General features: G+C 38.4%; 21 protein-coding genes and 2 tRNA genes. 4 read left to right on the forward strand and 19 right to left on the reverse strand.

Annotated features, from left to right (window positions below):
- Positions 1 to 192: 192 nt before the first annotated feature.
- On the reverse strand, positions 193 to 1,914 hold the full coding sequence (locus IGI38_RS10545; protein ID WP_438729619.1) for a septation ring formation regulator EzrA: 1,722 nt from the start codon (positions 1,912 to 1,914) through the stop codon (positions 193 to 195).
- A 315-nt stretch (positions 1,915 to 2,229) separates the two neighbouring features.
- On the opposite strand from IGI38_RS10545, the gene IGI38_RS10550 reads away from it, so the two are divergent.
- Positions 2,230 to 3,582, forward strand: a complete 1,353-nt coding sequence (locus IGI38_RS10550) for an aspartate kinase (RefSeq protein ID WP_438729622.1) — start codon at positions 2,230 to 2,232, stop codon at positions 3,580 to 3,582.
- Between the two features lie 20 nt (positions 3,583 to 3,602).
- On the opposite strand, the gene IGI38_RS10555 is transcribed toward IGI38_RS10550, so the two are convergent.
- The 3 genes from IGI38_RS10555 to IGI38_RS10565 all read right to left on the reverse strand — a co-directional run bounded on the left by IGI38_RS10555 (position 3,603) and on the right by IGI38_RS10565 (position 5,892).
- On the reverse strand, positions 3,603 to 4,112 hold the full coding sequence (locus tag IGI38_RS10555) for an HAD family hydrolase (RefSeq protein ID WP_438729625.1): 510 nt from the start codon (positions 4,110 to 4,112) through the stop codon (positions 3,603 to 3,605).
- A 99-nt stretch (positions 4,113 to 4,211) separates the two neighbouring features.
- Complete coding sequence (locus IGI38_RS10560; protein WP_438729627.1) at positions 4,212 to 5,048, reverse strand: Cof-type HAD-IIB family hydrolase; 837 nt, start codon at positions 5,046 to 5,048, stop codon at positions 4,212 to 4,214.
- Between the two features lie 13 nt (positions 5,049 to 5,061).
- Positions 5,062 to 5,892, reverse strand: coding sequence for a DUF72 domain-containing protein (locus IGI38_RS10565; RefSeq protein WP_438729630.1), 831 nt, complete (start codon positions 5,890 to 5,892; stop codon positions 5,062 to 5,064).
- An 89-nt stretch (positions 5,893 to 5,981) separates the two neighbouring features.
- On the opposite strand from IGI38_RS10565, the gene IGI38_RS10570 reads away from it, so the two are divergent.
- A complete protein-coding gene (locus IGI38_RS10570; protein WP_438729632.1) occupies positions 5,982 to 6,956 on the forward strand; it encodes an asparaginase in 975 nt (324 codons plus the stop codon).
- A gap of 114 nt (positions 6,957 to 7,070) precedes the next feature.
- Here IGI38_RS10570 and tnpA read toward each other — a convergent pair whose 3' ends face one another.
- The 7 genes from tnpA to IGI38_RS10605 all read right to left on the reverse strand — a co-directional run bounded on the left by tnpA (position 7,071) and on the right by IGI38_RS10605 (position 12,879).
- Positions 7,071 to 7,541, reverse strand: a complete 471-nt coding sequence (gene tnpA / locus IGI38_RS10575; protein ID WP_438728548.1) for an IS200/IS605 family transposase — start codon at positions 7,539 to 7,541, stop codon at positions 7,071 to 7,073.
- Between the two features lie 186 nt (positions 7,542 to 7,727).
- On the reverse strand, positions 7,728 to 8,465 hold the full coding sequence (locus tag IGI38_RS10580; protein WP_438729635.1) for an acyl-[acyl-carrier-protein] thioesterase: 738 nt from the start codon (positions 8,463 to 8,465) through the stop codon (positions 7,728 to 7,730).
- Positions 8,466 to 9,299: a fructosamine kinase family protein gene (locus tag IGI38_RS10585; RefSeq protein WP_438729638.1), complete on the reverse strand. Its 834-nt coding sequence runs from the start codon at positions 9,297 to 9,299 to the stop codon at positions 8,466 to 8,468.
- 12 nt (positions 9,300 to 9,311) lie between these two features.
- The gene (locus tag IGI38_RS10590; protein WP_438729641.1) at positions 9,312 to 10,097 is read right to left on the reverse strand and encodes a tyrosine-protein phosphatase; all 786 of its coding nucleotides are present in this window, start codon (positions 10,095 to 10,097) and stop codon (positions 9,312 to 9,314) included.
- A gap of 171 nt (positions 10,098 to 10,268) precedes the next feature.
- A complete protein-coding gene (locus tag IGI38_RS10595; RefSeq protein ID WP_438729643.1) occupies positions 10,269 to 11,597 on the reverse strand; it encodes an aminopeptidase C in 1,329 nt (442 codons plus the stop codon).
- 57 nt (positions 11,598 to 11,654) lie between these two features.
- Positions 11,655 to 12,626 (reverse strand): acyltransferase family protein, encoded by a 972-nt coding sequence (locus tag IGI38_RS10600; RefSeq protein WP_438729646.1) that lies wholly within the window; start codon positions 12,624 to 12,626, stop codon positions 11,655 to 11,657.
- A gap of 179 nt (positions 12,627 to 12,805) precedes the next feature.
- Positions 12,806 to 12,879, reverse strand: a tRNA-Asn gene (locus IGI38_RS10605).
- A gap of 107 nt (positions 12,880 to 12,986) precedes the next feature.
- Here IGI38_RS10605 and IGI38_RS10610 point away from each other — a divergent pair.
- The gene (locus IGI38_RS10610; protein ID WP_438729649.1) at positions 12,987 to 14,156 is read left to right on the forward strand and encodes a serine hydrolase domain-containing protein; all 1,170 of its coding nucleotides are present in this window, start codon (positions 12,987 to 12,989) and stop codon (positions 14,154 to 14,156) included.
- A 119-nt stretch (positions 14,157 to 14,275) separates the two neighbouring features.
- Positions 14,276 to 14,348 (forward strand) — tRNA-Thr (locus IGI38_RS10615).
- 19 nt (positions 14,349 to 14,367) lie between these two features.
- Here the strand turns inward: IGI38_RS10615 and IGI38_RS10620 are convergent.
- The 8 genes from IGI38_RS10620 to IGI38_RS10655 all read right to left on the reverse strand — a co-directional run bounded on the left by IGI38_RS10620 (position 14,368) and on the right by IGI38_RS10655 (position 20,175).
- Entirely contained in the window at positions 14,368 to 14,727 is a 360-nt protein-coding gene (locus tag IGI38_RS10620) for a phosphatase PAP2 family protein (protein WP_438729652.1), read from the reverse strand.
- A 16-nt stretch (positions 14,728 to 14,743) separates the two neighbouring features.
- On the reverse strand, positions 14,744 to 14,929 hold the full coding sequence (locus IGI38_RS10625) for a hypothetical protein (RefSeq protein WP_438729655.1): 186 nt from the start codon (positions 14,927 to 14,929) through the stop codon (positions 14,744 to 14,746).
- A gap of 105 nt (positions 14,930 to 15,034) precedes the next feature.
- A complete protein-coding gene (locus IGI38_RS10630) occupies positions 15,035 to 15,628 on the reverse strand; it encodes a helix-turn-helix domain-containing protein (RefSeq protein ID WP_438729658.1) in 594 nt (197 codons plus the stop codon).
- A gap of 118 nt (positions 15,629 to 15,746) precedes the next feature.
- On the reverse strand, positions 15,747 to 16,148 hold the full coding sequence (locus IGI38_RS10635) for a PTS sugar transporter subunit IIA (RefSeq protein ID WP_438729661.1): 402 nt from the start codon (positions 16,146 to 16,148) through the stop codon (positions 15,747 to 15,749).
- Positions 16,149 to 16,206: 58 nt separating this feature from the next.
- The gene (locus IGI38_RS10640) at positions 16,207 to 17,016 is read right to left on the reverse strand and encodes a PTS system mannose/fructose/sorbose family transporter subunit IID (RefSeq protein WP_438729664.1); all 810 of its coding nucleotides are present in this window, start codon (positions 17,014 to 17,016) and stop codon (positions 16,207 to 16,209) included.
- On the reverse strand, positions 17,003 to 17,902 hold the full coding sequence (locus IGI38_RS10645; RefSeq protein ID WP_438729667.1) for a PTS mannose/fructose/sorbose/N-acetylgalactosamine transporter subunit IIC: 900 nt from the start codon (positions 17,900 to 17,902) through the stop codon (positions 17,003 to 17,005). The genes IGI38_RS10640 and IGI38_RS10645 overlap by 14 nt, the downstream gene beginning before the upstream one ends.
- 12 nt (positions 17,903 to 17,914) lie before the next feature.
- Complete coding sequence (locus IGI38_RS10650) at positions 17,915 to 18,394, reverse strand: PTS system mannose/fructose/N-acetylgalactosamine-transporter subunit IIB (RefSeq protein WP_438729670.1); 480 nt, start codon at positions 18,392 to 18,394, stop codon at positions 17,915 to 17,917.
- Between the two features lie 2 nt (positions 18,395 to 18,396).
- Positions 18,397 to 20,175: a glycoside hydrolase family 35 protein gene (locus IGI38_RS10655; RefSeq protein WP_438729672.1), complete on the reverse strand. Its 1,779-nt coding sequence runs from the start codon at positions 20,173 to 20,175 to the stop codon at positions 18,397 to 18,399.
- Positions 20,176 to 20,319 lie beyond the last annotated feature (144 nt).

A 20,319-nucleotide genomic window follows, 5' to 3' on the forward strand; every position in this document is an offset into this window, starting at 1 on the left:
ATTATAGCGATAATGTTGCAAGTCTTCAAGTATTCGTTACAAATAAGAAGAGTTTCATAAACTCTCACCATTCACTTCCTAGTGAAGAACAACTTATTTTCATACCTATGCTTAATTAAACAGTTTGATCTTAAAGTCATAAACTTGCCCAAAAACAAAGACCAACAAAAAAAGCTGAGCATATCGCTCAGCTTATACTAAATCTCGATTGTTGAAATAGAAATCTTCGATTCGTTTGAATGCACCTGGTTCAACGCGTTCTAATGATGTCCCAATCTCATCCAATGCATCTTGATACCGGTATTCTTTATTGAACAGTTCTAAACTATTTTCAATGGCACTCTTGATTTCAGGATGCGTGTGACGGTAACGATTTGCATATTGCATCATTTGCTCTGTTAAGGCCGCCGCATCAACTAAATCATAAGTCTTTTGGTCTAGCATCTCCATGTCTTCATCACAAAGACTAACTAATTTATTAATGTCCTGCATATTGATGCGAATCTTGTTCAATGATTTACTTAACTCTTCCACTCGATCAGTTGCTACGAAGAAGAATTCCAAGTAATCTCCTGGTAACCCAGGTAGACGCTGTTGTTCCACATAACGTTTTAAATTGCGTAGACGGAATTCATATTTTTCAATTTTCCCAGAAGCTTCTTTTTCACCTTTACGTAAATCGTGTAGATCGTCATCTATCTCAACTTGTTTTGTTTCGATATCATCTAAGACTTTAAAAGCATCTTTATAAAAAACCTGAACTTCTGAATATGGTAGTTCATGCTTATCGATTTGAGGTTCCATATTGCGATTCCGACGTTCTAATTCCTCGATCTCTGTTTGGAAGCCGCGTGCACGTCCCAATTCATTATTATTCAAAGCATAACTTTGAGACGTATGATCCAATTCCACCATCAGTTGATGATTGTTGTGAGAAGCGTGAGTGATATATTCACCGATCGTCTTACGGTTAGTCAAAACATATTTTTTCGCATCGAATTCTTTTTCTAATACGGCATAAAGATCATCAATTAATTCAGCCGTTTCTTTATTAGACGTCTCAACCGTGCTCAATTCGATCTTCTCTAGATCTTCTAATGAACGTTCCACATGTTTCTTCACTTTATCTAAACGTTCTTCAAAATCGTCTGCCGGCAATACAAAATTGTCTGCCATCATTTTTTTGTATGTTTTCTCTAACTCATCAATTTGACTTGGAAATGTCTTTTCTAAATCTTCATAGATTACTGGAACTTTTTGCATCGTCGCTTGAACTTCATAGGTGTGCTTTTCAGCATCATCCAAAACTTCGCGCGCTTCAATCGGATCTCCAGAAGTATTCAAGGTTACAAATTGTGTAAACTCGATTTCAACATTTTTCACCTGTTTTTGAATTTCTGGTAAAGCAGGTCCAAAATTGTCTTTCTTTTCTTTCATATCCTTCTTCAGTTCTTCAAATACATCTAAAGCTTGTTGGACAGCTAATGAGTTCCGTTCTTCTGTCTCACGCAATTCCTTTAAGCCAGCACGAATGCCTTCAACTTCTTCTTCCATCTCAGTCATTGTACGTTCAGCACTTTCAATCGCTGATTTGCCCTTCATGAAACGGAAGGTTTCATTTTGACTCTCAACCTCAAAAATTTGACTTTCTAGTTCAGCAAAAGACTTTGTTGAAACATCTGTCCATTTTTGATTCCATTCACGGAAAGTATTCTGACTTTGTCCGACAAGGTGCATTTTCTTCACTTCATCGACTTCTTCGACGACAGGAAGATCGAATAACGCTTCTTTCCTTTTATCAAGTTCTTTTAAGCGCTCTTGATTTTTTTTCTTCATCAGATAACCAATCAAGTATAAAGCGGCGGCCAAAATGACCAAACCGATAACGATCCCTATGATTACATTACTTCCCATGTATGATTTTCCTTTCAACTATCAAGATTCAATTTATTTAATGGTTCTTATTTTCCTGTTTTTGGCGAAAACATCTAACGTAGATTATAACACAAAAGACTTTTCTCTTCACTAGCTAGTTTCTAATTCGTTCCTAAATGTTTACCGCACAGTCACTCTTCATACTAGCATTTTTTTCCGACTGCTTCAATTGCTATAAATTTAAGAAAAATGTAATTTTATAAAAATTTCTATTCGCGAAAGCGTTAAAGCCCCTTGAAATTGTGCCACTTTTCAGATAATATTAAAGCCACATTAAAATAAGAGGTGATTAAAGTGAAAGTGATTAAATTTGGCGGAAGCTCTGTAGCTTCAGCTGAACAGCTAAAAAAAGTCTTATCGATCGTTACTGACGACATAACTCGTCGTTTCGTGGTGGTTTCTGCTCCAGGAAAACGAACCAATAAAGACAAAAAGGTCACCGACTTATTGATTCAATTTTATAATGCTGTTGTATATAAAAATGAGACTGAGGAATTGATTCGTGAGATAGTCGCTCGCTACACTGAAATTGCGGCAGTGTTCCACGTCGATGATGATATTGAAAAAAAATTCAGTGCTGAACTTCGTCAACTACAAGAGGAATACGACGAAACGAACGCTTATGCATTAGACAGCTTTTTAGCTAGTGGAGAAAATTTAAATGCGCAATTAGTTGCTGCTTGTTTTCAAAAGGAAGGGGTTAATGCTCGCTACATTAATCCAAAGGAATTAGGTATTACGGTTTCCAATGAACCGCAAAATGCGCGGATATTAGAAGAATCCTATGAAAAGATCTATCAATGGCATAATTCAAAAGAAATTTTGATTATCCCTGGCTTCTTTGGCTACACTAAAGATGGACACCTCTGTACGTTTTCTCGTGGGGGTTCAGACATTACCGGTTCGATCGTCGCAGCTGGTCTAAAAGTTGACCTATATGAAAACTTTACTGATGTAGACGGTATATTTGCCGCTAGTCCAAAATATATTCACGATCCTGAACTGATTGAATATGCTACTTATCGTGAGATTCGTGAATTAACTTATGCTGGATTTACTGTATTCCATGATGAAGCATTGATGCCTGCTTTTAAAGCGCAGATACCGGTTATCATCAAAAACACCAATAATCCTGAGTGCCAAGGGACTCTGATTAAAAAATCCTTTGATGATGAGACACGCAATGAAGTCGTGGGGGTTGCCAGTGATGGCGGATTCTGCGGCATAACCATCGGTAAATATTTACTGAACCGCGAAGTTGGTATCGTTCGACGAATCTTGCAAATTATTGAAGATCTGGATATTGGTTTTGAACATATGCCGTCAGGAATTGACGATATCTCGATCATTTTGAGAGAACGACAATTAACACGCGATATTGAAGCAGAACTAATGAAACAAATCGAGGAAAAAATTCAACCTGATCAGTTGTCAATTGAACATGGTTTGTCAGTCGTTGCACTGGTTGGTGAAGGCATGCGCGAGCGGCCTGGTACGACATCTGACAGTACCGCTGCTCTAGCACGCAAGAATGTTAACTTACGAATGATTTCCCAAGGAGCCGATGAGCGTAGCATTATTTTTGCTATTCGCAGTGAACAGGAACGTTTAGCCGTACGTTCGCTTTATTACACTTTTTTTGATTAATAAAGAAGGAAAAGCCGTTCCTATTCGGCTTTTCCTTTTTGTCTATCCAGTTCAATTTTGATTAAGGGTTCTGGAGCATATTTTTCCTGCCAATCATCCGGCTTCATAACTTTATTCGTTATCGGATGGTAACGTGGCTTGCCATCAGGAAAAAGTTTCCCCATATTGGCACGATGAACAATCTCAAAAACTGGTTTAGGATCTACACCGATTAAAGCAAATGATCCATAGGTGAAATAAAGCAGGTCTGCCAACGCGTCAACTTCTGCAATCAACGGATCCTTCACTACTTCTGCTTTTGTCAAAACTTTTTCTTTGGCTTGCTCAACGTTTTGATGAAGCGTCTCAATTAAATCGTTAAATTCTGCCTCATCGCCTTCGGCTGCACCATATAAAAACTCCACGATTTCTTCCACTTTAAAGCCTGCTCGAAAACTTCCTCGTTCACGAGAAAAGGCCTGGGGTATTTTAGGGGGCGCCGGTGCAAACGTCTCATGAAACTCTTTCGCCAATTGATATAGTTCGTCCATTATATTCCTACTCCTCATAAATAGATGTGCTCATTGATTATTATTATAGTGGTATCTCCTATCCACTTCTCACTCAACGCGTAAGTTTTAACTAAGTACCTAGATTATTCCAAAGTGTTTTAACGCTTGATAGATGCCATCGTTTTCATTTGTTGCAGTAACATAGTCCGCCTGCTCTTTTACTTCTGACAGTCCATTCCCCATCGCTACACCAATACCAACCTTTTGAATCATCTCGATATCATTATAATGATCACCAAAAGCCATTACCTCTGCTGGTTCAATTCCAGCAGCTTTAGTAAACTCCAAAATACCATGATATTTCGAACCATTCTTAGGAACAATATCTACAGAGTAGGGATTGGAACGTTGGAAAGAGCAATCTGGCAACAGTTCCTGTAAGCGTCGCTCTTCTGTTTCTGCACTGAAAAGTACACACTGATAAATCGGTTCTTGCAAAATCGGAAGTTTTTTATACCTGCCTTTTTCTCGGTTCGGGCTAAACGACTGCAACAATCTTCGCGCCGATCTCACAGGAAACCATCTAGGCATCCAACCAGCAATTTTTTTTAGCAACGAATTTTGCGACCATTTCATTAAATGACTTCCATCCACACGGTAACGTCCGCCAAAAATAATTTGACGGTGTTCATCGTCTGCAAAACTTACAATTCGTTGCAATGTCTCATTAGAAAAGGGACGCTGGTAGATATCTTTTTCTTTCGTATAAACCAATTGTCCGTTATACATTACATAAACATCCAAAGGCATTTGTTCAATCCGTTCTTCGATTTTTACCGGACCTCGACCAGTTGCGATTCCACAAAAAATCCCTTGATCTTGAGCTGAACGAATCGCTTCTCGTGTGCTATCCAGTACCTTTGAATCACCAGTAATTAAAGTTCCGTCTATATCAAAAAAAATAGCTTTTATCATGGCACTCCCTCGTTTAAAATAAATCGATTTGACTTGGATTCAATCCTGCATAATCCAATTGTAAGATTCTTTTCAATTGCATAGCATTGTCAGCGGCATCTCCGCCGGAATTATTATTAAAAATGACACCAACTTCAGCAGATTCTTTCGCTGCTTGCTGAATTTTATCGCCTAGAGCCTTTAACTCAGCTTCATTATAACGATACAACGTACGCTTCTTGCGCCAATCACCAGTTCGATCATTCCAGTAAGCTTGATTCCTTCCGTGGAAACGGAATAAACTAAAACCTGCATTCGTAACCGTGCTGTCTAATGGAACCGTATCCGGCAATTGTGGTTCATCAACCATCACCAAACTAAAATCCAATGATTTCATCAATTGCTTCGTCTTTTCCACAAACTCTTTTGCGTACCAGCTGTAATCTCGCAGTTCTACCGCCACAGGTAAATTAGGAAACAACCCTCGCAGTGTTTCTAAATAAGCAACATTTTCTTTTGTACACTTAAATTGTGCCGGAAATTGAGCTAAAAAGCAAAATAACTTTCCACTTTCGATCATCGGTTTCAATGTTTCTAGAAAATGCTCCTGCATCGCAGCTATGGAAGGATAACTATCCTGCCATTTAGCTTGCCCTGTAAATCCTGCATACATTTTGACTACAAAACGGAACTCTTCTGGAACTTGCGTCAGCCAATTCTCAACAGAACTCTTTTTTGTGATACCGTAATAATTCGTATCAAGCTCCACCAATGGTAAGTAGCCAGCATACTCATACAAAGTAGACGTCTTCTTACCGGTCAAACTACTGTGTTCATTAAAAGAAGTTAATCCAATTCGAATCATAGTATCCTAGCCTCCCCTTGTTTCATAGTATACAATAAACATAGCAAAAAATTAGCGATAATGCGCTATTAATGAATGGAGTAATGAAGATGAATCGGATTTTGATTTTACATACAGGCGGAACAATATCGATGAGTCAAGATGCTGATGGTGCTGTGCGGCCTGATAAAAAAAATCCTTTACTAGCAGCAGGACAAGAATTGCGCCTGCCTGCTGATATTGAATTAATCGTGGAAGATTTTTCTAACCTTCCTTCGCCTCACATCACTGTTGAGACAATGTTCCGACTAAAGGAACGAATTAAAGCAGCGAAAAGTGAGGATATCGACAGCGTAGTCATTACCCACGGAACGGATACCTTGGAAGAAACGGCTTATTTTCTTGAAATGACGATTGGTGATTTAATGCCGATTATCCTGACAGGTGCAATGCGCTCTATCAATGAGTTAGGCAGCGACGGCCTCTACAATTTTGAATGTGCCATTCGGGTGGCAGCATCAGAAAACGCAGTCAAGAAAGGGGTTCTTGTTGTTATGAATGATGAGGTACATAGTGCACGTTACGTAACAAAGACACATACAACCAATGTGGCCACGTTTCGAACACCAACTTTAGGACCAATCGGACTGGTCACAAAATCCAAAATTCTTTTCAAGCAGGAACTGCCTGAAACGACTCGCTATGACATCGATAATTTTGATGCCATGATTCCAATCGTTAAAGTTTTTGCTGGAATGCAGGCGGATTTCTTTGATATTCTTGATCAAGCGATTACCGTTGATGGTCTCGTAGTTGAGGCGTTAGGAGCTGGGAATCTACCACCGCAAACATTGCCACCTGTTTATCATTTATTAGAAAAAGGGTTGCCGATCGTTTTAGTTTCTCGTTGTTTCAACGGTATCGCGGAACCTGTTTATGATTATCATGGCGGCGGTGTGGAACTAGCACAACATGGGGTAATTTTTTGTAACGGCATCAACAGTCAAAAGGCCCGGTTAAAATTATTGATCGCCTTAAATGCCCATTTATCAAAAGAAAAATTGAAACAATTCATGGAGGAGTAACCCATCCACCCGTGAAAACGGGTGGCTTTTTAACACCTCTAGAAGAGGTCCCCGCTCACATACTCCATAAATGGAGCTTTCTAAAAGACCGCCAACCGCTCGTCGCTCGCTACTTTATTTCTTTTTCTTACTCTTGAACGGATCAACGTATTCTCGTTTACTTATACTATCTCGAATACGATCATCTGATTCCTGTTCTCGTATATATTTTGCGATTGTTTTCTGATTCAAACCCACTGTACTTACGTAATACCCTTTTGACCAGAAACTTTTATTCCCATATTTATAGACTAAGTTTCCATGCTGTTCATGGATCGGTGTCGCGCTTCTCCCTTTTAAAAATCCCATGAAGTAGGAAATGCTTATTTTGGGTGGAATTCTTACTAACATATGAATATGATCTGGCATTGCATGAGCTTCGATGATTTCTACTTCTTTCATTTCACAGAGCTTGCGCAAAATCCTTCCGATATCCTTTCTCAATTCTCCATAGATTACTTTCCTTCTATATTTTGGAGTGAACACGATGTGGTACTTACAATTCCATCTTGTATGTGATAAACTTTTGTCGTCATTTGATGACATGAAAAAACTCCTTTCGATAAAATGAGCGGTTGGTAGCCACTTATTAGTATATCGAAAGGAGTTTTTAACGCTAAAGCTTTTTCGTCCACGCGTAGAAACGCGCGGTTTTTTTGTTTCACTCGCTATCGCGAGCGAAACTGACTGAAGTCGTTAATAAAAAAAAGAAGTTAAATCGAGATTATCGATTTAACTTCTTTTTTGCCATAATATATTCGCTTCACATGCAAGTTGATCACCTAGACGAATCTCATGCCGGGTTTTAACTTCCTCTTCTTCAATGATTTCATAAAAACTTTCGATATCATTGCCGTACAAAACTTCTTTGTCAAACTTAACATTGACATAAGTTGGATCGTACTTTGTCATAAAGTCATAGCCTAGCACATCGATTAACCAGTTAAAATACATCGCATTGTTCACGTGATGGTTACTATCTAAATCATAGTATCGTACATGATACAATTTTCTTTGATCTCTCTCGACTTTTTCAATCTTCGGCCAGCGGCGAATTTTTTTAACCTGCGGTGATTCGTATGGAGCCATCAGTTTGGCATCAACACTACTCATTTTTCGGTTTTCAATGTCCATTAATACGAAGGACATATCGATTTTCAGCAGCTCGGTTTCATTCGCATCATAAACCCAATAGCTTCGGTAACAAAAATAACGATTGAACTCCGTCGGTTCGGTCACGATTGTAATCTTCTCGCCAACCTGCGGCAAACGTTTGATCGTTACTTCCGTTTGAGTGATTACCCAAGTAATGCCTAACGTGTTAATATACTCTGTTCCCCGCTCCATTTCGTCACTTTGATCGGACGATGCTTTGATAGCCACACTCAACAATGCAGGAAACGTCATGTTCTGATTGATATCGCACTCATAGTATGCGACTTCGTGGTTGATGGTGTATCTTTTTCCCAATTATTTTCCCCCTAAAGCTAAGACACGATCTACTGCTTCTCCGTAATTTTCTCCAAACATATTCAGGTGAACAAGCAGATAGTAGAATTGATAGATCGCTAGTCGGTCTTGCCAACCCTCACGCATTGGTAAAATTTCTTGATAGCTATCGATAAACTCTTGACGAAATCCCCCAAAGAGCTGCGACATAGCAATATCCATTTCTCGATGCCCATAGGAAACGGCCGGATCAATAAACACCGGCTGTCCTTGTGTATCGAAGAAGGTATTGCCGCTCCAAAAATCACCATGCAACAAAGTTGGTTCAAAAGACATTGTACCCCATTTTTGGTAAACCCAATCTTTAAATAACTGATAATTTTTTTCTCGTCGATCCGTCCAATGATTTCTGCCATTAGCAATTTTGATTTGAACCTCTAATCGATTGGTGAAATAAAAGTCCCACCAATCAGCCGAATGCGGATTAATCTGCGGCAATAGTCCCATAAAATTATTTCTTTTATAACCAAATTTAATTGCTTTGATCTCATGCAGTTTGCTGAGTTCGTTAGCTAAATCTTTTTGATCCCCTTCTCCAGGCTCGATCCATTCCATCAAAAGATACGCTGCATTCGCATAGCTTCCGTGTTGATATACTTCGGGGACTCGCACTGCATTTCCCAATTCGGATAAACCATCAACCTCAGCTTGAAAAAAATCAGCCGACATTTGCGGATGGTATTTTAAAAAGTAAGCTTGTTTTCCATCATTCACACGATATGCCTGATTTATATCACCGCCGCCGATCGGTATTACTTTCGATTGCATGTTTAAATAATTCAGCAATTCATCCATTTCGTCAGCTCCTTATAACAAATAGATTTTTTGCAGATCTTTGATTTCGTGAGAGGATATACCAATTCCATCATGAATGAATTGTTCGACTGTTCCATAATTTTCTTTGATTTCCTCAAAACTGGTTTGTAGATAGACTTCTTTGGCAGACATCATGTCTTCGATTCCATGTAACGACTCAGCTGGCACACCTGCAAGCTCAGCCTTTTTATACATCTCCTGAACAACCTTCTTCAAATAGCGATTCGTAGCCAGATAATCTTCCACGATCGTATCGCTAGCCACACCTAGACAATTTAATAGCAGGATCGCCGCAAACCCAGTTCGATCTTTCCCCGCTGTACAGTGAAACAGCAAACTTTGATTTTCCTCATAATTATCCAGCACTAAATCAAAGAATTTTCGATATTGTCCGCGAATGTGCTGATCCGTTACGAAATGCTTATAGACTTCGACCATCTGCTGCAAAGCATTCTCGCCGTCCTGCATTCGCTGCATCATTTTTTTCGGTGAAGCCGATGCCGTCTCAGTCTCCTCGAGTGGAAAAATCGGTAAAAAAATATTCGTTGCTTTCGGTATCGCTTGATCAGGTTGGGCAGTCCTTTCCTCAAGCGAACGAAAATCCACAACCTTTTTGATACCATATTCGCTTAAATAGTGTTTATCTTGCGCATCTAAATGGTTTATGCTAGCAGAACGAATCAATTTACGATGAGCAACTTTTTTCCCGTCTTTTGTTTCATAACCACCCAATTCCCGTATGTTTTCAGCATGCCGAACAGCTAAATGTTTAGACATTCAACCAACCTCCTTTTTGCTAAAAGTATAGCACATCAAAAAAGAAAACGCTTTTTCATAGCCGAATTAATAATTGATGAAACGATTGTTCTCATACTACCAACTGCTTTCTTTTATAAATAAAGAAAGAGACCTGAAGCAAGAAGAATTCTTGAATCAGGTCTCTCACTATTATGCTAATGCACCCATTGGGTCCCACGGTGCTAAGACAGTTGGTTCTGCTTCAAAAGCAGCTAATTGTTCCGGTGTTAAAAATTCCTTACGAACAACGATTTGATACGTGTACTCATCCATCCATTCGTCACTCATTACAAAAAAGCCCTTCTCACCGACTTTTTCGCCCCAACTATTTTCAACCTTCCATTTTTTGGCTTGGCCGTTAATCAGATCCACACCTGTTAGTACCATTGCATGTGTCATTAAGCTTTCACCATAATCTAAACGTTCTGCCTTAGTCATCGATAAATCGACATCAAACAAATCTTCTACATCATAAGCATCTAACGCCATAATACCACTATCGCGCGTTGACGATTGACCGACATCACAGCCAAACCAAACTGATTCACCTTGTTCTAACTGTTTGATTGCTAACACTTTAAAATCATCCATTTTAAGATTCAAATATTTTACTTGTTTCCCATCGACCACATTGCCTAACATATCAACAGTATAGGACTTCATAAATGGTTTATCTTCGGTAGGAGCATTGATAATACTAACATAATCATCCAAATCTACACCTACATATTTGGCGTAAAAGCTTTGAGGCGTTAAACCTTGATCCAAATGATACTTCTTTTCGTCATCACGATATTCGAAATCAAAAACTGCAGGTGGCGTCCCCAATGAAATCGCCAAAAGATTGTAAACCTCTTGCAACATCGCTTCACGATTCGCTTGAATTTCTTCCTGTGTCGCATCTTCCGCTACCATTTGTCGTAGCAAGGTCGCATGTTTGCGTAATAACTTGTTCAGGTAATTATTTAAGTCGCGTGAATTTGAACTATTGCTGCTTTCCGGCATCACGCTTTTTGGGACAACTCCATATTTTTGGAAAAGTGAAACAATCATGTCCCATTGTCCGCCATCTTGTTGTGGCGTCTGCAAAAGAAACGCTACTTCACGACTCGTCACAGACTGTTCTGCTGTATTCAAAATATTTTCGTAGAAATAATTCGCTTTTTCGTATTTATCCCAAAAGAAAGTATAGTTTTGTGAAAGTTCAAAGTCTTTCAACTGAAATGTCGTCAATAGTTTATGACGAAAGGTATTCAATGCTGCAAACATCCAGCAGCGCCCGGATTGCTTTTGATTAGCTACTTTTCCAGTTGCAAGGTCAATTGAGAAAACCGGAGTATTTTTAACATGCGTCTGCATATTTTCTGCTGAGGCCCGAATACCATTTTTAACCACGCTTCGTTGCAATGCAATTTGCTTAGAATTTTTTTCAAAAGCTTTTCGAAAAGCTTGAGTTCGTTCATTCGTAATTTTTGACATAAAAAAACGCCTCCTTGCCCAACATTTTACGCTTAATGAGGCAAAGAGACAATTAGTTTACACGCTTGGCTGTAAAACTTGTTTTCCTTTTTCTATCCACTGACCAACTCGCTTGCTTGATAATGATGCGGTCAGCAGCATGCTCCCGATAAATAATAGCAGTAGTTCTAATGAACTAATTTCAGTGTCCAGATCAAGCGCTCGTAACCCTTTCACTAAAAACCCATGGAGCAAATAGACCGTAAGAGTATTTTTTCCCCAATTAGAGAAAAAGTGACGTTCTCTTGGGACGAGCATTAAGAATGCAATAATCCCAGTCAATCCTGCTACAAAAAAAATCAAACGTTGCGGTCCTCCAAGTAATGGATGGTTTAAATAATCTTCATACGGTTTGGAGCCGAATACCCAATATTTATTAATCAAATCATTTCCTTGAATAAATAGAAACAAGCCACTAAATAAAAGAAAGGCGATCCATTTTTTAGGATATGTTTTTAATTTTTCGATCCAGCCTTTCGGCATCGCGTACCCCGCCATGAAATAGGGAAAAAAAGTCAGTGTGCGCTGAAGTGCTAAATATCGATCAAAAATTGGGAAATAGCCAATTAATAGTGCTACAATCACACTGCCAATCAAAACTTGTTTTACAGAAAAAACATTTGTTAAATGCAGTAAAATATTCCAACAAAATAGGCTCATTAAAAACCAGAGTGACCATTGAGGTATGCCCAAGTCTAAACTAAAAGAATCCTGCAGTCCAATCAACGTATAGTACCCTGAATAAAGGAGTTGGAAAAAGATGTAGGGAAGTAATATTTTTTTCACTAAGCTCATAATCGGCTTAGGTCCGCTTTTAGCGAAATATCCTGAAATCAAAATAAACGCTGGCATGTGAAAAGTAAAAATGAAATAGTACAGATCATTATATAGAGGATGGTCATCTACAAATGGCTGTAAAAAATGTCCAAATACAACTAATATCATCAAAAAAAGTTTTGCGTTATCAAAATAGGCATCGCGTTTTTTCATTGTACCCCTCCTTACTATCATTATAACGAGGTTTTTTTATGCTTCAAAGGAATAGTACCCGTTTTAAAAAAAGGTCATGCAATCCTCAAATTTTCTCTTACATTTAACGACTTTATTCACAAATAATTCATTTTTTAGGTGTAAAAAAATAGAGACAATCAAATGATTGTCTCTAACAACTCCGGCAGTAGGACTCGAACCTACGACATCATGATTAACAGTCATGCGCTACTACCAACTGAGCTATGCCGGAAGAATACTCTACTATAATATCAATTTTCATTTCATCGTGCAATCATAAATTCCATGATTTGAATAGCATATTGATAAATCTACAATACACAGACTAGAGGAAATATTATGCCAAGACGAGCTCATCAAAAGAAAAAAAATCATAAACTGAAAATCAGCCTTTCCCTTCTTTTAATTATTATTCTGGCAGTAAGTGGAATGTACATTGATCATGTTCATAATCAACAGATTACCGCAGAAAAAGAAAGTGCTGCAAACAATAATTTCGATAGCTTACCACAAATTGATACTCAATTGACAGCTAAACAAGCAATAGAACCAAAAAATGCTATTTCAGCCAGCATCGAACAAGCGCTAGTTGAAAAAAATTTTAGCGGAACAGCCTTAGTCTTTCAACATGGACAAATAATCTTGAATAAGGCCTATGGTTGGAAAGATCAAGCAAAACGAATTAAAAATACGATTGCTACACAATATTGCATCGGCTCTGTTCAAAAAGGACAAACCGCTTATCTAATTATGCAGGCGATTAAAGACGGAAAATTATTCCTAAATGAAAAACTCAGTGCTTTTTTTCCACAAATTCCTAATAGTGAAAGCATTTCGATTAAGGACATGTTAAATATGAGCTCCGGCTTACGGATTGATGAAAAAAAGATCAATGCACTCAATACTACGGATACAAAAGAGATCCTAGCAGAAACGGTTCGTCAAACAACCGTAGCAGAAAGTGCTAGCTACTCTTACCAACCAGTTAACTACGTTTTGCTGGCAGGAATTTTAGAACAGCTTTATCAGACTGACTATAATTCTTTGTTTGATAAATTCTTGAAAGAACCGATGGGGCTAACAGAAACCAGTTTCTATTCGGAAACGAATCAAGAACAAGCACTCTCTTATTTACAAGGTGATGCTGGGCCTGTATACGCACCAACGACAGCATCCTCATATGCGGACGAATTAGGAACCGGGAATGTCTTTATGTCCGCAAAAGATCTGTATACCTACTTTCAAGCGCTCTACAATGACCAGTTTTTAACGAAACAAGACCGTACGGAACTATGGCATACTTATCCAGGCGAAAAATATGCTAGCGGACTTTATAGTATGACGACTTATTACCATACTCGAGGTGTTAAGGCACGTTTTGAAACTGTCGCTAATTTTTCTAAGGATGGACAAAATGGGATTATCTTACTTTCAAATGTTTGGAATCAACCAAAGGGTTATAATGACTTCGCTGGCCAGCTATATAACAAAATCGTCACTGCCTCATAGTAGCGACGATTTTGTTTATAAATAATTAGCTCGAGTCTTTTCCCATCTGATTTTCTATAGTCAAGCTGTTGACAAATAGCCATTATTTCGCTATTCTATATCTTGTGTTAAATAACTATGCCGCCTTAGCTCAGTTGGTAGAGCACCACCATGGTAAGGTGGGGGTCGTCGGTTCAAATCCGACAGGTGGCTTCCTAGGAACGTTGATAAATCAGCGTTCCTTTTTATTATTATCTGAACTATTTTCAAGTGTCGAGAGATAAATTGAAACAAACAAGATACTCAAAAGAATTCCTCCAAGAATATCTGTGATCCAATGAACTCCAGATAAAGCTCTTCCTCCGACAAGAATAATCATTCCAATCAAACAAAGATACGACACGATTCTTTTTATCTTCCCCTGTTCATAGAGTATATAAAAAGCAGAGAGTAAAACCGTAATCGCAAGAAACGTATGACTCGATGGATATGAGGGTTCTAATTGCCCGTTTACTAAAATCGGTCGATAATTGATGATCACTCTCTCAAAAAAAACATAGGCCGCCGCACTTCCTGCATAAAGAAAACCCAAAAAAACTATCTCTTTATCAACCAACGAAATTTTCTTGCGAAGAACTAATTGCCAAAAAATATTCGTTGATCGTTGCCCAACCTACTTTAGCATTTTGTGGTCCAACTTTTTGTACATCGATAAATTTTAAACTCATCGTATATAAAACAAAAAATATAAATAGCCCGATCATTTTCCTCAATGCTTTCTGCTTTGTATTCATAGACTTTTTCTCCTAACTATTTTTATATTGGAGGCTATCCAAAAAATATCAGAATCGTCTATGTACAAAAAGAATCGCACCGTCACTGGTATGTGACGATGCGTATCAATGCTTATCTAATAGGATTGCACCTTTGATTGTTAAAATTATTAACAAGTATGCTGAAGGATAGGGATGCCTTGTCAGGATAAAGATTAATGTGCCTAGTAATGTTAACATCAAAGAAATACGTATCACTAACTTCTGACCTTTATCTACAAAAATGATTTCATAAACACCGAACAACGTAGTTAAAATAACTAAAATTGAAAGAATAGTCTTTAGTGCTGCTGTCTCAGGAGACAATTGCCACATCGAAACAAAGGCAATATGATTTCCTCGGGCTTGACCAAAAATCGGCAGAAAAATCAGCAATCCAGTCATACAATCTAAAATACCTAACAACAGATGTTGAAATCTTTGCTGCTGCTTTTTCTTATCATTTTCCGCGATTGAGATCAACTCACTATTAGAAAGCAGCTCATCAATTGATATATCAAAAACTTGGGAGATTGCTTTTAAAGATTCGATACTGGGGAATCCTCTTCCAGACTCCCACTTAGAAATTGCCGTTCTTGAAATAAACAATTTCTCAGCTAATTTTTCTTGTGTCCAGTCCTTATTTTGACGTAATTGCTTCAGCTTCTCGTTAAAATCCACTCTAATTCTCCCATCCATCTTGCTTTATGCCAAGCATACCATACTAAAATGGCATTTTTACAGTCAGAAAAAGCCAGAGAAAAATTCCCTGGCACTTCTTGAGTATTAACTTTTTAAGTTATTCATCTTCGTCGTCATCACTGTTGATTCGTTCATTGACATGACAAATATTGCTTGTGGCTGATTCAACCAAGGCCATCTCTGTCCCAATTAGTTCGCTATTGATGAAATCAATGACCATCGGCATATTCATTCCAGCATACAGATCGATGGATTGCCCTTCTAAAATCATGCGAGAAACAACATTACAAGGCGTTCCACCCATTAAATCTGCTAGTACAACAAACTCATCTAATTCATCAATCACTGATTCGAATTTAATGCGAAAATCTTCTGCTGATTCTGAAGGAAGTAAACCTACTGAATAAATATTTTCCTGAGGTCCCATGATCATTTCTGTACTCTTTTTTAATTCTTCGCAAAAGAGTCCATGGCTGACTAAAACTAAATTTTTGCTCATTCATTTTCTCCTAGTTCTTCTTGTAATGTATCAAATCAAAATTATCGGTCTGTCCAAATTATTTAGAAATCACACCTAATGCTGATAAGGCGACACAAACAACTAAGACGATAAAGATTGCTTTAGTGGACGTCATGTTCTTTTTGCCTAACATCCAATAAACTCCGCCCACAATACCTGCTGGCAACAATCTTGGCAAGATCATATCTAAGTTGTTTTGCATGTTAAGAGTCACATCACCAATGCTAGGAGCCCAAGAAAATTTTACGTTGATCATTGTTGCAACGAGCGCACCTACCATGAATACTCCAAGTAAGGTTGCCGCGTCCGTTAAGGCTGTCAACCGATGCTGCATCGTTGTCACTAATGAAATCCCTTCACGATAAGCAAACTCTAGCTGTTTCCACCGGAAAATCATGACCGCGATTTGAGCAACGATCCAAATAAATATACCCGTTGGATTTCCATTGATCGCCATATTCGCAGCTAACGCTCCGAATATCGTTGGAATCAACGCAGCAAAGATTGAATCTCCGATTGCAGCGAATGGTCCCATCATACCCGCTTTAAGCCCTGAAACCGTCTGCTTACCGCCGATTCCTTCTTTTTCTTCGATCGCTAAATCGATCCCAGTAATAATCGTATTGAAGAAGTTTGATGTATTGAAGAATTGTGTATGCGTCTTCATTACCTCTTTTAATTCTGGAGTATCGTCACCATAAATCTTACGTAATTGCGGTAAAATCGTATAAAGGTAGCCTGAGCCTTGCATCCGTTCATAGTTCCAGCCTAACTGAAATGTGAACAAGCTTCTCCGATTGATCTGCTTAAAATCTTCTTTCGTCAACTTGTAATTAGATTTCGTCATCTTCGATCTCTCCTTCATCTGAATCATTGGAAGCATCATCTTTTTTAGGCGCTGGCGCATTTGGAATCATTTGCCCATTCTTATAACTGATTGCTGCTAAAGCAAAACCGATTAACGCGATCGCCAACATAGGTAATGCATTGAAGATGCCGCTGAAATCTTTTACTACACTGGCTACTCCTGTTCCTAATAGCTGCATGTTCGTAAAAACAGTTCCTAATAAAGCAGTTAAAGTGAAGCCTAAAATCAAGTAAGGGAAATGTTTTTTGACTGGCAAATAACGTAATAAAATTGCAAAACCGACTGCTGGTAAAACAGCGCCTGCTACAGATAATCCGTCACCTAACCATTTCAAATCGCCATTTAAAACTGCTACAACTTTTTCAACTAAACCGCCGCCGAAAGCTAAAGCTAAAAATACTGGGATCATTCGAGACAATGACCATGGCAAAGCACCCATTAAGAAGTTTCGTTCAATCCCTTTATAATTCATTTCATCAACCAATTTGTCGATGCGATGTGCAAAGAACGTATTGGCAAAACGGGCTAAAATATCCAATTGAATCATCAAACTGGCTACAGGTACTGCGATCGCTGCAATTGCTTGCTCTGGGTTCATCCCTAAAGCTACTGAGAAAGCTGTCGCTAAAATTGTTCCAGAATTGGCATCGATTTTTGAGGCTCCGCCGAATGTTCCAACACCTAAAACAGTCAACTGCATACTACCACCAATAATAAGTCCGGCTTTTAAGTCCCCCATTACTAATCCGGCGAATAATCCGGCAAAAACGGGCGCACTTAGTGAAGAATAAATTTGAAGCTCATCTAAAATCTGATACCCTGCATATAATGTTAATAATAAGATCTGCCACCATAAGATATCCATTCTTGTATCCTCCTATTTCGCTAAAAGACTCATGAAGTCTTCTGCTTTATCACTTGGAACCATTTGAGCGATTAAACGAACGCCTTTATTATTCAGCGCGTTAAACACTTCTACATCTTGATCAACCACATTAATTGATTTCGTGATAGAACGAGTTTCGCTTGATTGGGACATGTTTCCGACGTTGATCTCTTCAATCGGTACACCCAATTCAACCATTTTTAATAGACGATCAGGTTTACGTACAACGATCAATAAACGTTGAGAATCATATTTTCCAGCTAGAATATTATGTGCAGCTTTTTCAATTGGCAACACGCTAAGCTTTACCCCAGCCGGTGTTGCGAGTTTCAATCCACTTTTCTCGATGTCGTTTTGAGCAACGTCATCATCAACGACCATAATGCGCGAAATATTCAATTTCGTCGTCCATAAATTTGCTACTTGTCCGTGAATTAAGCGTCCATCAATTCTTACTCCGATAATACTCATGTTTATCCCTCTTTCATTTCTTTATATAGTGGTTCATTAATTAACTGGATCTCTGGTTGATACGTACCTTCTGTTTCAAAGATAACGATTTCATTTATTCCTTTAGTTAATAATCCTTTAGGAATGTACAGCGAAAGTGTCGGTCCAACTTCCCAGAAACGGCCGATATTCGTTTGATTAACGAAAACAATGCCTTTCCCAAACTTAGATAAATCAATAAAGCAATCTTCAATTTCTTCCAAAGTAGTTTCGTAGCGATAAAAGCTCGGTTGATTTGGCTGCCATTCTTTCGAATAATCAACAGCCTCACAAGAATCTAACGGCAAACAATACTGTTCCCAATTTGTAATGAAATGTAAATCTGCCATCACTCCAGTGCGAATTCCTTTTTTTTGAGTTTCTGCAAAAAGCTTGTGTCCATAATTAACTCTTCCCATATTTTCAATCAAAATATCGATTTGATTGTTCTCTTGCGTCATAGAGATATTTATATCTTCACCTATTTCGGTTTGATACTGTGTTGCTTGCAACGCTTGGTTTACAAAAAATTGACTGCGATCACGGCCGTCGATCACTCTCACTCTTTCCTCTTGTGCATCCTTTTCAATCATCGTTCGATAAAGCAAGTAACCAGTATTTTGTCCCAACTCTTCCATCGTTTGGGGATATTTCGATTGAATTGGTTCACTGATAGTAGTCAACGTAGCAAACAGACTGACTTTATCGGTTAGCGGAATGGCCTTCTTTTCCATTGTTTGTTTAATCAAAGGTGCCATTTGCTGAATCTCAGGATAATTTTCTCGAATCATGTTTTGTAATGCAAAATATTTTTCCGTTGGATTTCCTTGTTCATTCAACGGTGCGCCATAATCATACGAAGTGATTTGCGGCAAATCAATCACACCTCGAGCAGAGCAACCATTCATAAACCCAAAATTCGTCCCGCCATGAAACATATACAAGTTGATACTGCCTTGGGTTAAAACCTCTCTCACTGCCTCAGCCAGTTCTTGTGGATCACGTTGTATAATCGGTTCTTTCCATCGATTGAACCAGCCGTCCCAAAATTCCATACACATCAAGGGCCACTTCTTACCATGTTCATCAAAAAAATGCTGCATTGATGCAAAATTTTCTTTTGCCTTAGAACCAAAATTTCCAGTGACCAAAATATCTTCATCAATCATACTGCCAGCTCTCAGCGTCGCCCGCCAAGGACCATCGGATGTGAAGAAGGGCGTAGTAACACCTCTGTCACTCATTAAGTCGCGGATTGAGCGTAAGTACGCTTTATCTTCTCCATAGGAACCATACTCATTTTCAATTTGAATCATTAAAACATTGCCGCCATTCGTAAATTGATGAGGAATTAATTTTTTCATCAATACGTCATAATAATCAGCAACGTGTTTTAAATAAGCGGTTTCATCCGAACGTATACGAATTGGCTCATTTAAAAGCCAGGCTGGAAAACCGCCAAACTCCCACTCTGCACAAATATAAGGAGATGGTCGAACGATTGCATATAACCCTAAATCTTGAGCAGTCATTAAAAACTGTTCTAAATCTAAAATACCCTCAAAATGAAATTCGTTCTTTTTTGGTTCATGCAAATTCCAGGGGACATAAGTCTCGACGGTGTTGAAGCCCAAAGCTTTCAAATTATAAAGTGAATGGTACCAATCTGAAGGATCTACACGGAAATAATGAATTGCTCCAGATAAAATCTTAAATGGTTCACCATTCAAAAGAAAGTCTTCCTTAATCTCAAAAGTATTCAAGTGCTCACTCCTTATTGAAAACGTTTTTAATATATTAATATATTAATTTATTCCGTTTAGAAAGTCAATCCTTTTCATTCTCCCACGATGTGTTAAAATCAAGCCATAGAGGGAATCAAAATTTTCTAATGAAATTTTTAGTCC

The organism is Enterococcus sp. AZ128 (assembly GCF_051714485.1).
GTDB lineage: Bacteria > Bacillota > Bacilli > Lactobacillales > Enterococcaceae > Enterococcus_A.